The organism is Rhizobium sp. WW22 (assembly GCF_047041135.1).
Classification (GTDB): domain Bacteria; phylum Pseudomonadota; class Alphaproteobacteria; order Rhizobiales; family Rhizobiaceae; genus Rhizobium.
The window spans coordinates 1191520-1205156 of record NZ_CP178198.1 but is presented as its reverse complement, the minus strand read 5'-3'; the positions used below and the strand labels follow the sequence as shown (position 1 = coordinate 1205156).

The window sequence follows — 13637 nt, the reverse complement described above, 5'->3', positions numbered from 1 at the left end:
ACCCGATTATGCTGCTTTTTCGATCCTCTTCAGACCACCCATATATGGCAGGAGTGCGTCCGGGACAGTGACCGAGCCGTCGGCGTTGAGATAATTCTCAAGCACCGCGATGAGGCAGCGACCGACTGCAGTGCCAGAACCGTTCAGCGTGTGAACGAATTTGGTGTTCTTATCGTCCTTGCCGCGGTAGCGGGCGTTCATGCGCCGCGCCTGGAAATCTCCACAGACCGAGCAGGACGAAATCTCGCGATAGGTATCCTGCCCCGGCAGCCAGACCTCAAGATCGTAGGTCTTGCGTGCGCCAAAGCCCATATCGCCGGTCGAGAGTGTCATGACGCGATAATGCAGACCGAGGCGCTTTAGCACCTCTTCCGCGCAAGCCGTCATCCGCTCATGTTCGGCAACGGAGCTTTCCGCATCGGTGATCGACACGAGCTCGCACTTCCAGAACTGATGCTGGCGCAGCATGCCGCGCGTGTCGCGGCCGGCAGAGCCTGCTTCCGAGCGAAAGGATGGCGTCAGAGCCGTGAAGCGCAGTGGCAGCTTCTCTTGATCAAGGATCTCGCCGGAAACGAGATTGGTCAGCGAAACCTCCGCCGTCGGGATCAGCCAACGACCGTCCGTGGTCCTGAAGGAATCCTCGGAAAATTTCGGCAGCTGACCTGTTCCGAACATCGCCTCGTCGCGTACCATCAGCGGTGCGCTGACTTCGGTATAGCCATGCTCGCTGGTGTGGAGATCAAGCATGAACTGGCCAAGCGCGCGCTCAAGACGAGCAAGCTGCGCGGTCAGCACCGTAAAGCGCGAGCCTGACAGTTTTGCTGCACGCTCGAAATCCATGTAGCCGAGCGCTTCACCGATTTCGAAGTGCTCTTTCGGCTGATGGTTCCATGTGGGCTTGGAGCCCCAGAGATGCTTGACGACATTGTCGTGCTCGTCCTTGCCGACGGGCACGTCCTCGAGCGGGATGTTCGGAATGCGCGACAGCGCATCATTGAGCTCGGCCGTCAGCGTGCGCTCTTCTTCTTCCGCAGCCGGAAGCGAAACTTTGAGGTCGGCAACTTCCGCCTTCAGCTTTTCGGCAAGCTCGCTGTTCTTCTGCGCCATCGCCGCGCCGATTTCCTTGGACGCGGCGTTGCGGCGGGACTGCATGTCCTGGACGGACTGGACGACGGAGCGGCGCTTCTCATCGAGCGCTATGAGGCTTTGCGACTGAGGCTCCGCACCGCGCTTTGCAAGCGCTGCATCGAAAGCTTCGGCATTCTCACGAATCCATCTGATATCAAGCATCTTCGTTCCAGGTCGTTTGACATAAGTATAGCTCCGACCGAGGTCTCGGTCGGAGGTCGAAACGGCAATAGCTGGGGAACGAGGCTGAACCTTCCTCGCCTAGACGTCGTCCGTCTTGGTGATCTCGGAAGTCCCGCCACTCTCTTCAAGCGTTTGCCGGCTACGCTGGCGTTCTACGAGTCTCGCCGCATAGATGGAAATCTCGTAGAGAAGGATCGTCGGCAGTGCAAGGCCGATCTGGGACATCGGATCTGGCGGTGTCAGCACGGCGGCGACGATAAAGGCGAAAACGATGGCGAACTTGCGCTTTTCCGCGAGCCAGGCCGACGTCAGCAGGCCGACGCGCGCAAGCAGCGTCGTGATGACGGGAAGCTGGAAGACGAGGCCGAACGAAAAGACCAGCGTCATGATGAGGCTCAGATATTCCGAGACCTTCGGCAACAGCGCGATGCCCACCTGACCTTCGGCTGGCGCCTGCTGCATCTTCAGGAAGAACCACATGACCATGGGCGTGAAGAAGAAGTAGACAAGTGCAGCGCCCATGAGGAACAGGATCGGCGACGCGATCAGGAACGGCAAGAAGGCGGAACGTTCGTTCTTATAGAGACCCGGCGCCACGAACTTGTAGATCTGCGCGGCGATGATCGGGAATGAGATCACCAAGGCGCCAAACATTGCGACCTTCACCTGCGTGAAGAAGAATTCCTGCGGCGCGGTGTAGATCAGCTCGGACTTCGCGAGATCGAGATGAGCCCATTCGACGGCCCATTTGTATGGATAGACCAGATAATTGAAGAGATGCTTCGCCACAGCGAAACATCCGATGAAGGCAACGAAGAACGCAACGAGCGACCAGATCAGCCGCGTGCGCAATTCCATAAGGTGTTCGATAAGCGGCTGCGGCTTATCGTCGATGTCACCCGTCATGCCTGGTCCTTCTTCTTGGGCGTTTTAGGCGTGGCCTTGCTCGCTGTGGCAGCCGCACGCTTCCTGGGAGCTGGAGGCGCTTTCTCTACGGCAGCAGCGGTCGCGACCTTGCGCGGGGCTCGCTTTGGTTTTTCCGTCACGATCGGTGTCTGAACGGCAGCGGCTGCGACCTCGTCGAACTTGGCGACAGCCTTCGAGCGCGGCTTACGCACGGCCTTTGGCTTCTCGGCGGGTTCGCTTGCAGCGGCAATCGGCTGCGGAACGATTGCGGCCACTGTCTCGGCAGCCGCCGGCGACGGGTTGCTCGAAGCGGCAGACGTCGGAGATAAGGCCGCAAGAGCTTCCGGCAGGCCGGACGTGACACCAGGAACCGGCTCAGACGGCAATGGCGTCGCGGTCGGAGCTGCTTTGTCCGGCGTCGCCGCACGCTGCAGATCGGCCTTTATCTCATTGCCCATTTCACGCAGCGGGTTCATGGCTTCCCGCAGTGAGTTGACCGGATTGAGCTTCTGGGCGTCGGCAATCGTCTGGCGGACATCGTCCAGATCCGCCTCGCGCATGGCTTCATCAAACTGGGCACGAAAGTCGCCAGCGACCTTCCTGGCCCGCGCCGTCATCTTACCGATGGTCCGCAATGTCGACGGCAACTCCTTGGGGCCAATCACCACCAAAGCCACGACGCCAATAACCACAAGCTCGGACCAGCCTATATCGAACATGCAAAGGCTCCTGGGCTAACGGCAAGCCTTTCAGCTTGCGCCTGCCCGACATGATTACTTCGTTTCGTCAGCCTTGTGCTCGACCGTACGGGACGTCGTCGTCGCGGATGTCGACGTATCCTCGTCGTCGTTCATGCCCTTCTTGAAGCTCTTGATGCCCTTGGCGACATCACCCATCAGCTCCGGAATCTTTCCACGGCCGAACAACAACAGCGCGATGGCCAGGACAATCAGCCAGTGCCATATGCTTAGAGAACCCATTGCTTTAACTCCCAATTACAGTGTCTTTTCGATGTAAGACGTTTGCGGATGTTTTTCAAACACGAAAATGTAGTACATCCACGCATATCGGGATAGCGAACGCCGATGCGGGCGACCGAACGTCTCCAAGCCGAGAGGATGATTGTCATATTCGCACCCGCTGATGGCGAAAGAGAGACCTGACGCTCCGTTTCGCGAAAATTCTGCCGATGCGATTGCGGCCGCCTTTCAGGAACAGGCCGATGGTTCAATCGCTTGAGCCGCTCGGTGGCAGGATGCCGAGTTCCTCCAGATCCAGCTGCGTGATCGGATCTTCATCCTCGGTGAGCTCATCACTCATCAATGGCGAGGGAATGTTGAAATTGGCCGGGATACGGCCCGAGAGCAGCCCTGCCCCCCTCAACTCTTCGAGACCAGGCAGATCCCGCAGCTCTTCCAGGCCGAAATGATCGAGGAAATCGCGCGTCGTGCCGAGCGTCACCGGCCGTCCGGGCGTGCGACGACGACCACGGAAGCGGACCCAGCCGGCTTCCATTAGCACGTCGAGCGTACCCTTGGAGGTCTGCACGCCCCTGATATCTTCGATCTCGGCACGCGTGACGGGCTGGTGGTAGGCGATAATGGCCAGCACTTCCAGCGCAGCACGGGACAGCTTGCGTACCTCACTTTCATCGCGCCGGATCACGAAGGAGAGATCTGCGGCCGTACGGAAGGCCCAGGCGCCATCCACCTGCACGAGATTGACGCCACGCATCGCGTAATCGGCCTTGAGCTTCTGCATAATGGCTGCAATATCGATGCCACGCGCCACGCGCTCGGCAATGAAAGCTTCGGAAACCGGCTGCGCCGAGGCAAAAACCAACGCTTCGGCGATGCGCTCGGCCTCGCTCAGCAGACGATCGTCCGCATCGGGCGTCTCCGCCTCGTGCCCAACATGCTGCTGTTCGTCGTCCGGTTTCGTCACGCGTTCCCTGCCCTATTCAGCTGCTTCCAGTGACGAATGCTTCGGCCCGCGCCGCATGTAAAGCGGCTGAAACGCGCCTTCCTGACGAATTTCGAGCTGCCCCTCGCGCACCAGTTCGAGCGAAGCTGCAAAGGCGCTGGCGATCGCCGTCGCCCGTTCGCTTGAAGTCGTCATATAGCTCAGCAGATAATGCTCCAGGGCTGTCCAATCGGTAATTTCGCCGATCATGCGGTCAAGGATGACGCGGGCATCGGCGAGCGACCAGACACGGCGCTTCTCGATCGTCACCTGGGTCACGGCCTGGCGCTGACGCAGGCTGGCATAGGCGGTCAGGAGATCATAAAGGCTGGCATCGAAGGCTGATTGGCGGCGATCCGGAATATGCTCCGGCGCGCCACGCGCGAAGATATCGCGGCCGAGGCGGTTGCGATTGACGAGATCGGTTGCGGCATCACGCATGGCCTCAAGGCGCTTCAGGCGGAAGGCAAGCGTTGCCGCCATCTCCTGGCCCGTCGGCCCGTCTTCCTTGCTCTGCTGCGGGATGAGCAGCTTAGATTTCAAATAGGCGAGCCATGCGGCCATGACGAGATAATCGGCCGCAAGCTCTATACGGATGCGCCGGGCGCTGTCGATGAACTGAAGATATTGCTCGGCAAGCGCCAGAACGGAGATTCGGGAAAGGTCGACTTTCTGGGTGCGCGCGAGATGCAGCAGAAGATCGAGCGGTCCTTCAAAGCCGGCAAGATCGACAACAAGCGACGGTTCGTGCGAGCCGCGCTGCGCCTCGCCTTCCTGCCAGAGCTTGTCCATCGGCGTTGCCGCCTGCTGAAGCTTGTCCGTGCTGCCGCTCACTCTGTCACCCGTCCGTTCCTAGAAGTCCGGTTTTACGCTACGGCGAAGATCGCGTCGAATTCCGCCCGAATAGAGGCTTCATCGGCACCATCATTCCTGCCGAAAGCCGCTTCGACCGCCTTGGCCCTTGCCAGCGACGCACCCGCCAGCGCGGGAACATTGCGAACCACCTGCTGCATCTCGTCCATGACACCATTGCAATGCAGCACGATATCGCATCCGCCCGCAACAATATTTGCTGCGCGCTCGCCAATCGTGCCCTTCAGCGCATTCATCGAGGTATCGTCCGACAGGAGTAGCCCCTTGAAACCGATATAGCCGCGGATAATCTCCTCGTTCACCTTGCGCGATGTCGTGGCCGGGTTCTCCGGATCGATATCGGTGAAGACGACATGGCAGGTCATCGCCATCAGCTCATCCTTGAGAGCCACGAAAGGCGCGAAATCGTGCGCCTCCAGCTCCGCGCGCGGAACCGAAACAACAGGCAATTCATGATGCGAATCGGCAAAGCCGCGGCCATGGCCGGGCATATGCTTCATAACGGGCAGCACGCCGCCGGCTTTCAGACCTTCCGCGGCAGCACGCCCCATCTCCGTCACCGTCACCGGATCGGAGCCATAGGCGCGATTACCGATGACGTTGCTCGATCCCTCCACAGGCACGTCCAGCACCGGCAAGCAATCGACATTGATGCCAAACTTCAGCAAATCGAAGGCGTGGAGCCGCGACATCAGCCATGCGGCACGCAGGCCTCGTTCGCGGTCCTGGCGATAGATATCGCCGAGTGCCTGCCCCGAGGGATAATGTTGGAGGATCGGCGGACGGATGCGCTGCACCCTGCCGCCTTCCTGATCGATGAAAACCGGTGCTTCGCGCCCGACGCTGTCGCGCAGGGACGCAACGAGATCGGCGATCTGCGCCGGCTCGGAGATATTGCGTCCGAACAGGATAAAGCCCCAGGGCTGCTCCCCCTGATAAAAGGATCGCTCTTCGGGGGTGATGGTGTGGCCGCTACAGCCGAGGATCATGGATTTCGATTCGGTCATATCCGAATCATAAGGCTTGCGCCGGGAAATGCGAGTGACGTCAAGCGGAGATGCACAGGAACAGCGCGCTCCAAATAAAAACGGCGAGCCGATGCTCGCCGTTTTCCAAGTTTCGTATCTGATTTTACTTCGAAATCAGGCAGGTGCCGCCGGCGGCGCGATAGCGCGTGCAGATGGCAGCGGCATCATCCTTCGAGCCGGCGACGACGCGGACGCGATAATATGTGCCCTTGCCGGCGATATCGGCCTTGCGAATCTCCAGAGGATGGTTGCCGATGACGCTGGCGAATTTGACCTTGAGGTTTGCCTGCGACTTCTGCGCGTCGGCCTCGGTCGGCAGGGATGCGATCTGCACACCGTAAGCGCCGCCACTTGCAGCGGAGGTGGCAGCCGGAGTTGCAGTCGCCGGGCTAGCAGATGCGACCTGCTTCGGCTGGGCCTTGGGCTGAGCTTGAGCGTGGGCTTCCTGGGCCGGAGCAGCCGTATTCGCCTTGGCGGCAGGCTCCGGACGTGCCGTCGGAACCGGGTTCGTCTTGACGACGCGGATCGGCGTGCTCTCCGCGCTAGCGGCATCCGTATTATCCGACTGAGCTGCCGTCGGGGCATTTGCTGGAGACGGGCGCGAATTGGTGGATGCGACCGGATTGTTTGCCGGCTTGGCGGCTGCAGTCGTCGTATCGGCAACCGGCTCGTCGCGCGGCACCAGTGAACCATCCGCCTTGACGATCATCGTGCGCACCTTGCGCGGCGAGACCGACGGCACCTGTTCGTCGTTGTTGGCGGCGACATTGGTGTTGCCGCCATTCTGGTTCGGCAGCAGGCGTGGATCTTCGGTTTCACCGACCGGCGTCGGCGTGACCTGATCGCCGCTTCCGTCATCCGGAGATACGGCTTCGGGAATCAGCGTCTTCTGGACGACATCGACAGGCTGCTCGTTGGAGGAGACAAGCTCCTTCTGCTTCGGTGCCGCTGTGCTGTCGCCGGCAACGCGGTCGTAGACGGCCTTGTCCTGATTCGGAACGACGGTGCCGCCTGGATTTTCCGGAGCGACCTTTACCGGATCGCTGTCGGCTGCAATCACGCGCGGCTCACCCGAGAAGCTGGAGATCGGCGCGCCGTGACGGATCCAGCTGTAGGCGCCGTAAGCACCGACGCCAAGAACCACGATGACAGCGGCAGTCGTCACCATTCCACGAACAGAGCGAACCGGGCGACGGTTGGCCGCAGGGTTCAGCGTCATCCTGGCGACATTCTCGACAGGCGTCGCGGCTTCGCGATAGCTGCGGCGGAAGTCCTCTTCCAGTGCACGCTCGAACTCGTCGAACTCTTCGATCGGCTGCTTTGCGACGGGCACGGCAGGCTGGGCAGCAGCATTCTTCGACCAGGAAGCGGCGGTAGCGGCGCCACCAAGTGCGGCGGCAATAGCCGGCTTGATCGGCTCAGGTGCTGCTTCCTTGGCCGGAGTACCGAGCAGGCTCGCCATTTCCGAATCGAGATCGAAATCAAATTCCGACGGCACCGCGATCGGCTCCTCCGGCTCGATTGCCGGCAGATGCGGAACATGGGAACCCTCGAAGGTTTCGACACGCTCCTCCGTCTCGGCGATTTCCGTCGGATCAAACGGCAGTGGCTGATCGGCTTCGAATATCGGCGCGGCCATAGTCGCTGCAGGCGCAGCATTTGCGGCAGACGTTTGGATAGGTTGCACGGGCCGGGGCGCTGCGGCGGCAAATACCGGAGCAGCAGGCGCAGGCGCAACGGGCGTTGCACGGGAAAGGGCCGGCTCCGCCATCGGAGCGGCGGCAGCCGACTGCCGTGCGGCAGAAGACTTATCGGCCTCAGCGAAATCGAGACCAGCAAGTTCCATCTCGATATCGGCCAGATCGAATTCGAAGTCCTGATCGGTGAAGGGATCTTCCGCACCGAAGGTAATTGGCTTTGCCTCTTCGCGCTGTGCTACAGGGGCCGGAGCGACCGGCAGTTCTGCAAGCTCCGAGAAGGAGGCGCTGAAATCTTCGAAAGCTGGCTCTTCCTTAGCAACCGGCGCATCGGTCTTGGATGGAACCGGATAGCGATTCACATCAGCCAGGAGGGCATCGATCTCAGCCGAAAGTGCGGCCGGATCGGCCTTGACCACCTTTGGCGGCTCGGGCGCATGAAAGACGGCCGGAGCCGGCTGGGATATGGCGGGCTGAGCGACTGGTTCCGGCGCGCGCGCAGGCTCCACAGGGCCGAACGCCTCGAAATCGACGGCGCTATCGAACAGCGCTTCGTCGGAAGCGGCCTTCGGTGAGGGAACAGCAGCCGGCGTGAATTGCTCACGCGGGGCAGCCGGGGTTGCCAGCGTAAAGTTGGCAAGCGGCAGCCTTATGGTGGCGGCAGCGGATTGCGGCGTCGGCTTCAGCACCGGAGCAGCCGGTTGCGGCTCGACGGACACGGGCTTTTGCGCCGGCTGCAAAACCGGCGCAATCGACATTTCGAGCTCGTCGATCAGATCGCGAGCACCGATCGTCGGCTTGATGGGAGCCACCGGCTGCGGCACAGGCTCTTCGAACTTCGGCTCTTCAAACTTGGGCTCAGCCTGTACCGGCTCAGCTGGAAGAGCGGCCTGCTCATGGCTCGGCGGCGACATCTGCTCCGCCGGAGCCGAAATGTCATTTGCCGGACTCATTCGCGGCGTATCGTACCGCTCGAATTCGCGAAGAAGCTCGTCTTCGAGGTTGAAGGCAGGGTCCTGCCGTTGAACCGGAGCATTCTCCTGAGCAGCGGGGCGCGGCTCGAAACCTACGATACGAGCAAGTTCCGCAAGCGGATCATCATCCGCAAAGAACTTGTCGTTTCCGCTTGCGCGATACGCGAACTGTTTTTCTGCCATCACCCGTTCCACTCGAAAACGCTTCAACTGATGCCAGCGTAATGTGGGTAAATGGTGACGTTTATCGCATTTCGTCCGGTGCAGCGGTCCCGGTTATACCAAGACCCGACTTCAAAACCGACGCGACAGCGTACACCAGCCCAAGTCTGGCAATGCTCAATTCTCGGTTCTTATCGTTAACAAAACGTAATTCCGGTAAATCTTTACCTTTATTCCAGTGTCCGTGGAAGGAACTGGCCAAATCGTAAAGATAAAAAGCGATGCGATGCGGCTCTTGAGACTGAGCTGCAGCTTCGATGATTCGCGGGAATTCCGCAATCTTCGCAACCAACTGCAATTCAGTAGGATCAGAGATCGCGCCGACGACAGCTTTCGACAGATCCAGCGAGGCTATATCGAGATCCGGGAAGGCTTCCCTGGCCTGACGGAAGACCGACATGCAGCGGGCATGAGCATACTGCACGTAGAAGACCGGATTGTCCTTCGATTGCTCGGTGACCTTGGCAAAATCGAAGTCCAGTGGCTCGGAATTCTTCCGGTAAAGCATCATGAAGCGCACCGAATCGCGGCCGACCTCATCGACAACTTCGCGCAGGGTGACGAAATCGCCCGAGCGCTTCGACATCTTCACCGGTTCGCCATTTCGATACAGTTTGACGAGCTGGCATAGAAGCACCGTCAGCTTCGCAGCACCATCAGAAATGCCGCGGGCCACCGCCTCCAGCCGCTTGACGTAGCCGCCATGGTCCGCGCCGAGGATGTAGATCATCTCGTTGAAGCCGCGGTCGAACTTATTCTTGAAGTAAGCAACGTCGGCGGCAAAGTAAGTGTAGGAACCATCAGACTTGATCAGCGGGCGGTCGATATCGTCACCCACTTCCGTCGAGCGGAAGAGCGTCTGTTCGCGATCTTCCCAGTCTTCCGGCAACTGCCCCTTCGGCGGCGGCAGCGCGCCCTTGTAGACATAGCCCTTGAACGTCAGATCATTGATCGCGGTGCGGATCAGCGCCGCACCATTGGCATGCAGGGTGCGCTCGGAGAAGAATACGTCGTGATGGACGTTCAGCGCCTCCAGGTCTTCCCTGATCATCGCCATCATAGCGTCGATGGCGCGGTCCTTGACGATCGGAAGCCACTGCTCTTCCGGCATGCCGCGTAGCTTGGTGCCGAATTCCTTGGCGAGCGCTTCACCGACCGGAACGAGATAATCACCGGGATAAAGGCCCGGGGGTATCTCGCCGACCTGCTCGCCCAGCGCCTCGCGATAGCGAATAAAGACGGAGCGTGCGAGCACGTCGATCTGCGAGCCGGCATCGTTGATGTAATATTCCTTTGTGACCTCATAGCCGGAGAAGGCCAGCAGGTTTGCCAGCGCATCGCCGACGACGGCGCCGCGGCAGTGGCCGACATGCATCGGCCCGGTCGGGTTGGCCGAAACATATTCGACATTGACCGTCTGCCCCTCGCCGAGCTTGGAACGGCCGAACTTTTCGCCTTCCGCGATCATCGTGGACAGCAGCCGCTGCCAATAGCCGACCGAAAGACGGAGATTGATGAAGCCGGGGCCGGCCACCGAAACCTCGGCGACATCAGCATCTTCCTTCAGCTTGGCGACGATGATTTCGGCAAGCGCACGCGGATTCGTGCCGAGCGGCTTGGACAGAACCATGGCCGCATTGGTGGCGACATCGCCGTGAGTGGCATCGCGCGGCGGCTCTACGCCGATACGTCCGAAGTCGAGCTCAGATCGCTTTTCCCGCACAATATCAATTTGTTCGAGAGCGTTCTTAATTCTTAGTTCGAAGTCGGTGAAAAGGTTCATCATATCGTCCACGCATTAGCTTCGCGAGCCGCTATCGGCCCGACGCCGCCGCTGCCTACCGCAAATCGGGAGTCTGGTCAAACAGGCGCTTGTGGGCGCTGATGGCGTAGGTGTCCGTCATGCCGGCGAGATAGTCGCCGACATGCCTTGCCTTGGGGGCGATCGCCAACCCGGCAATATGATCGACCCAGTAATGGCTCTGCATCTCCCTGGGATTTTCCATATAGGCGCGGAAAAGGTCCGTGACGATCTGCGCCGCGCCGGCACGGATGCGCATGATGTCGGGATGACGGTAGATGCGCTTGAACAGCATCTGTTTGATCAGCTTGTCGGTTTCGGCCATCTCGGGCGAGAAGGTCGCGATGATCCGCCCGGCAGCCCGAATGTCGGCCACGTTGCGGGGCTTGATTTCAGCGAGCGCCTGCTGCGAAACGGCGATCACATCCTCCACCATGCGGGTGATCTGCCGGCGCATGATTTCGTTCGTGAAGCGGCTCGCCTCCAGATGCGGATAACGTGCCCTCACCTCGGTCATCAGCCCGGCAAGAAACGGCACCTCCTCCAGCATGTCGAAGGTCAAATAGCCGGAGCGCAAGCCGTCATCGATGTCGTGCGTATTGTAGGCGATGTCATCCGCGATCGCGGCGACCTGCGCTTCAAGGCTGGCATAGGAGGCGATTTCGAGATCGTGGATCTCGCAATAATCGAGGATCGGCCGCGGCACCGGACCGCGAATGCCCTTGCCGTCAGGCGTCATCAACGGTCCATTGTGCTTCACCAGTCCCTCAAGCGTTTCCCAGGTGAGGTTGAGCCCGTCAAAATCAGCATAACGGCGCTCAAGCTTGGTGACGATGCGCAGGGATTGGGCGTTGTGATCGAAGCCGCCATAGGGCAGCAGTACCTCATGCAGTGCATCCTCGCCCGTATGACCGAAAGGCGTGTGGCCGAAATCGTGGACAAGCGCCACACCCTCCGCCAGATCCTCATCCAGCTTCAGGGCTCGCGCCAGGGCGCGGGCAATCTGGGCAACCTCGATCGTGTGTGTCAATCGAGTGCGGTAGTGGTCGCCATCCTGAGCGATGAAGACCTGTGTCTTATGCTTCAACCGCCGAAAGGCGGTCGCATGGACGATCCGGTCGCGGTCGCGCTGGAATTCAGAACGTGTCGGGCTCGATCCTTCTTCGTAGAGCCGTCCGCGCGATTCCCAGGGATTCGTTGCATAGACTGCCTTTTCCCCGTACCCGAAACCCAGTGCATGCGTATCAATCGTCATTATCAATCCATTTCCGGCATTTGGCTCCCGCACCGCCATCAGCGCGACAGTCGTTTCTCTGCAATCGATCCCTGCCCGTGCCCGGCAATGCGGACATATGTCCGCTCTTCCTACATCCCGGCCATTGACGCCGCTTTGCGGCCTTCATACCTATAGACAAGAAAACAGCAAAATGGCGTCTGGCTCAACCAGGAAACCATAGCTGTCGCCGGCCTGACTTTCATGTTAAAGGCTACGAATATCAGCCGTTTGAAAGTTCGACGGCTTAATGGTTCTCTCCGGATCTTGACCCCGGCAGGAGGAAGATATGACTGAGACAAGTGTTACCCTATCGGATGCCGCGGCCAAGCGAATCGCTGCTATCGTCGACGCGGATGCCGGAAAGCGCGCTCTTCGCGTCGCTGTCGAAGGCGGCGGCTGTTCGGGTTTTTCCTATAAATTCGATCTCGTCGAAGGCCCCGAAGCTGACGACATCATTGTCGAAAAGAACAATGCGACCGTCCTGATCGATCAGCTGTCGCTGGTCTATATGGCAGGCTCGGAGATCGATTTCGTCGACAATCTTCTCGGCCAATCCTTTCAGATCAAGAATCCGAATGCGGTCGCAAGTTGCGGCTGCGGCACAAGTTTTGCCATCTGATCCTCGCTCAGCTTTTCCACAGTTTGATGACCGGCCAGGAGCCTTCGCTTCGGGCCGGCTTTCATATGGGCTGTAGTCAAGCCGACCGGCTGCGGATACAACAGGGCGAAGCAAAGGAATGAGCCGCCCATGAAAATCGCCACCTGGAACATCAACGGCGTCAAAGCTCGTATCGAGAACCTCTGCCAGTGGCTGAAGGACTCGAACCCGGACATCGTCTGCCTGCAGGAGATCAAGACCGTCGATGAAGGCTTTCCGCGGCTGGAGATCGAAGCGCTTGGCTATCACGTCGAAACGCATGGGCAAAAGGGCTTCAACGGCGTTGCGATTCTCTCGAAAACCAAGCCGGATGAGGTGACGCGCGGCTTGCCAGGTGACGACAGCGACGAACAGGCCCGCTTTATCGAGGCGGTCTTCTCCGTCGAAGGGCACGGCGCCTTGCGGATCTGCTGCCTCTATTTGCCGAACGGCAATCCGATCGATACGGAAAAATACCCCTACAAGCTCGCCTGGATGGAGCGCCTGCGCAAATTCGCCCTGGAGCGCCTGGCCCTTGAAGAGCCCCTGATACTCGCTGGAGACTACAACGTCATCCCCGAGCCGCATGATTGTTTCGACCCCAAGGTCTGGGAGAGCGATGCACTCTTCCTGCCGCAGACGCGTCAAGCTTTCCGCCAGCTCGAACATCTCGGCTTTACCGATGCCGTACGTGCGACGACGGACGCGATCAAGCTTTACTCATTCTGGGATTACCAGGCCGGCGCCTGGCCAAAAAACAACGGTATCCGCATCGACCACCTGATGCTGTCACCAGAGGCAGCCGATCGCCTCACCGGAACGGCAATCGAGAAGCATGTGCGCGCCTGGGAAAAACCTTCCGACCACGTCCCCGTTGTCGCTCACCTGGATTTCAGCAGTTAAGCTTCAATCCCGATCGGGAAAAGTTACCCGTCTCTTCCGGACGGAAG

The 13637-nt window shown here is 59.8% G+C and carries 12 protein-coding genes; 2 read left to right on the top strand and 10 right to left on the bottom strand.

Annotated elements, in window-relative coordinates; translation table 11 throughout:
* Nucleotides 1–6 precede the first annotated feature (6 nt).
* The 10 genes from serS to ACK83U_RS06000 form a co-directional block, all read right to left on the bottom strand.
* The gene (gene serS, locus ACK83U_RS06045; RefSeq protein ID WP_112415163.1) at nt 7–1290 is read right to left on the bottom strand and encodes a serine--tRNA ligase; all 1284 of its coding nucleotides are present in this window, start codon (nt 1288–1290) and stop codon (nt 7–9) included.
* Nucleotides 1291–1389: 99 nt separating this feature from the next.
* A complete protein-coding gene (gene tatC, locus ACK83U_RS06040; RefSeq protein ID WP_015339689.1) occupies nt 1390–2217 on the bottom strand; it encodes a twin-arginine translocase subunit TatC in 828 nt (275 codons plus the stop codon).
* Nucleotides 2214–2936, bottom strand: a complete 723-nt coding sequence (tatB, locus tag ACK83U_RS06035) for a Sec-independent protein translocase protein TatB (RefSeq protein ID WP_112610147.1) — start codon at nt 2934–2936, stop codon at nt 2214–2216. The genes tatC and tatB overlap by 4 nt, the downstream gene beginning before the upstream one ends.
* A 54-nt stretch (nt 2937–2990) precedes the next feature.
* Entirely contained in the window at nt 2991–3197 is a 207-nt protein-coding gene (locus ACK83U_RS06030; RefSeq protein WP_015339687.1) for a twin-arginine translocase TatA/TatE family subunit, read from the bottom strand.
* A gap of 247 nt (nt 3198–3444) precedes the next feature.
* Entirely contained in the window at nt 3445–4092 is a 648-nt protein-coding gene (gene scpB / locus ACK83U_RS06025) for an SMC-Scp complex subunit ScpB (RefSeq protein ID WP_210290309.1), read from the bottom strand.
* An 81-nt stretch (nt 4093–4173) separates the two neighbouring features.
* Nucleotides 4174–4971: a segregation and condensation protein A gene (locus ACK83U_RS06020; protein ID WP_112610337.1), complete on the bottom strand. Its 798-nt coding sequence runs from the start codon at nt 4969–4971 to the stop codon at nt 4174–4176.
* Nucleotides 4972–5045: 74 nt separating this feature from the next.
* Entirely contained in the window at nt 5046–6059 is a 1014-nt protein-coding gene (gene nagZ / locus ACK83U_RS06015; protein ID WP_112610143.1) for a beta-N-acetylhexosaminidase, read from the bottom strand.
* A 124-nt stretch (nt 6060–6183) separates the two neighbouring features.
* Nucleotides 6184–8934: an SPOR domain-containing protein gene (locus tag ACK83U_RS06010; protein ID WP_112610141.1), complete on the bottom strand. Its 2751-nt coding sequence runs from the start codon at nt 8932–8934 to the stop codon at nt 6184–6186.
* A 61-nt stretch (nt 8935–8995) separates the two neighbouring features.
* A complete protein-coding gene (gene argS / locus ACK83U_RS06005; RefSeq protein WP_112610335.1) occupies nt 8996–10756 on the bottom strand; it encodes an arginine--tRNA ligase in 1761 nt (586 codons plus the stop codon).
* 55 nt (nt 10757–10811) lie between these two features.
* Nucleotides 10812–12029 carry a deoxyguanosinetriphosphate triphosphohydrolase gene (locus ACK83U_RS06000; protein ID WP_112610139.1) on the bottom strand — a complete coding sequence of 406 codons (1218 nt, stop codon included), beginning with the start codon at nt 12027–12029 and terminating at the stop codon, nt 10812–10814.
* Nucleotides 12030–12336: 307 nt separating this feature from the next.
* Here ACK83U_RS06000 and erpA point away from each other — a divergent pair, with 307 nt between their 5' ends.
* Nucleotides 12337–12669, top strand: coding sequence for an iron-sulfur cluster insertion protein ErpA (gene erpA, locus ACK83U_RS05995; protein WP_112610137.1), 333 nt, complete (start codon nt 12337–12339; stop codon nt 12667–12669).
* 129 nt (nt 12670–12798) lie between these two features.
* Nucleotides 12799–13590: an exodeoxyribonuclease III gene (gene xth / locus ACK83U_RS05990; protein ID WP_112610135.1), complete on the top strand. Its 792-nt coding sequence runs from the start codon at nt 12799–12801 to the stop codon at nt 13588–13590.
* The last annotated feature ends 47 nt before the right edge of the window (nt 13591–13637 follow it).

Excerpts from the sequence above, each read along its gene's own strand:
- ACK83U_RS06000 (WP_112610139.1), bottom strand. The coding sequence starts at position 12,029 with ATGACGATTGATACGCATGCACTGGGTTTCGGGTACGGGGAAAAGGCA.
- ACK83U_RS06030 (WP_015339687.1), bottom strand. The coding sequence starts at position 3,197 with ATGGGTTCTCTAAGCATATGGCACTGGCTGATTGTCCTGGCCATCGCG.
- ACK83U_RS06010 (WP_112610141.1), bottom strand. The coding sequence starts at position 8,934 with ATGGCAGAAAAACAGTTCGCGTATCGCGCAAGCGGAAACGACAAGTTC.
- nagZ (WP_112610143.1), bottom strand. The coding sequence starts at position 6,059 with ATGACCGAATCGAAATCCATGATCCTCGGCTGTAGCGGCCACACCATC.
- serS (WP_112415163.1), bottom strand. The coding sequence starts at position 1,290 with ATGCTTGATATCAGATGGATTCGTGAGAATGCCGAAGCTTTCGATGCA.
- xth (WP_112610135.1), top strand. The coding sequence starts at position 12,799 with ATGAAAATCGCCACCTGGAACATCAACGGCGTCAAAGCTCGTATCGAG.
- erpA (WP_112610137.1), top strand. The coding sequence starts at position 12,337 with ATGACTGAGACAAGTGTTACCCTATCGGATGCCGCGGCCAAGCGAATC.
- tatB (WP_112610147.1), bottom strand. The coding sequence starts at position 2,936 with ATGTTCGATATAGGCTGGTCCGAGCTTGTGGTTATTGGCGTCGTGGCT.
- tatC (WP_015339689.1), bottom strand. The coding sequence starts at position 2,217 with ATGACGGGTGACATCGACGATAAGCCGCAGCCGCTTATCGAACACCTT.
- argS (WP_112610335.1), bottom strand. The coding sequence starts at position 10,756 with ATGAACCTTTTCACCGACTTCGAACTAAGAATTAAGAACGCTCTCGAA.
- ACK83U_RS06020 (WP_112610337.1), bottom strand. The coding sequence starts at position 4,971 with ATGGACAAGCTCTGGCAGGAAGGCGAGGCGCAGCGCGGCTCGCACGAA.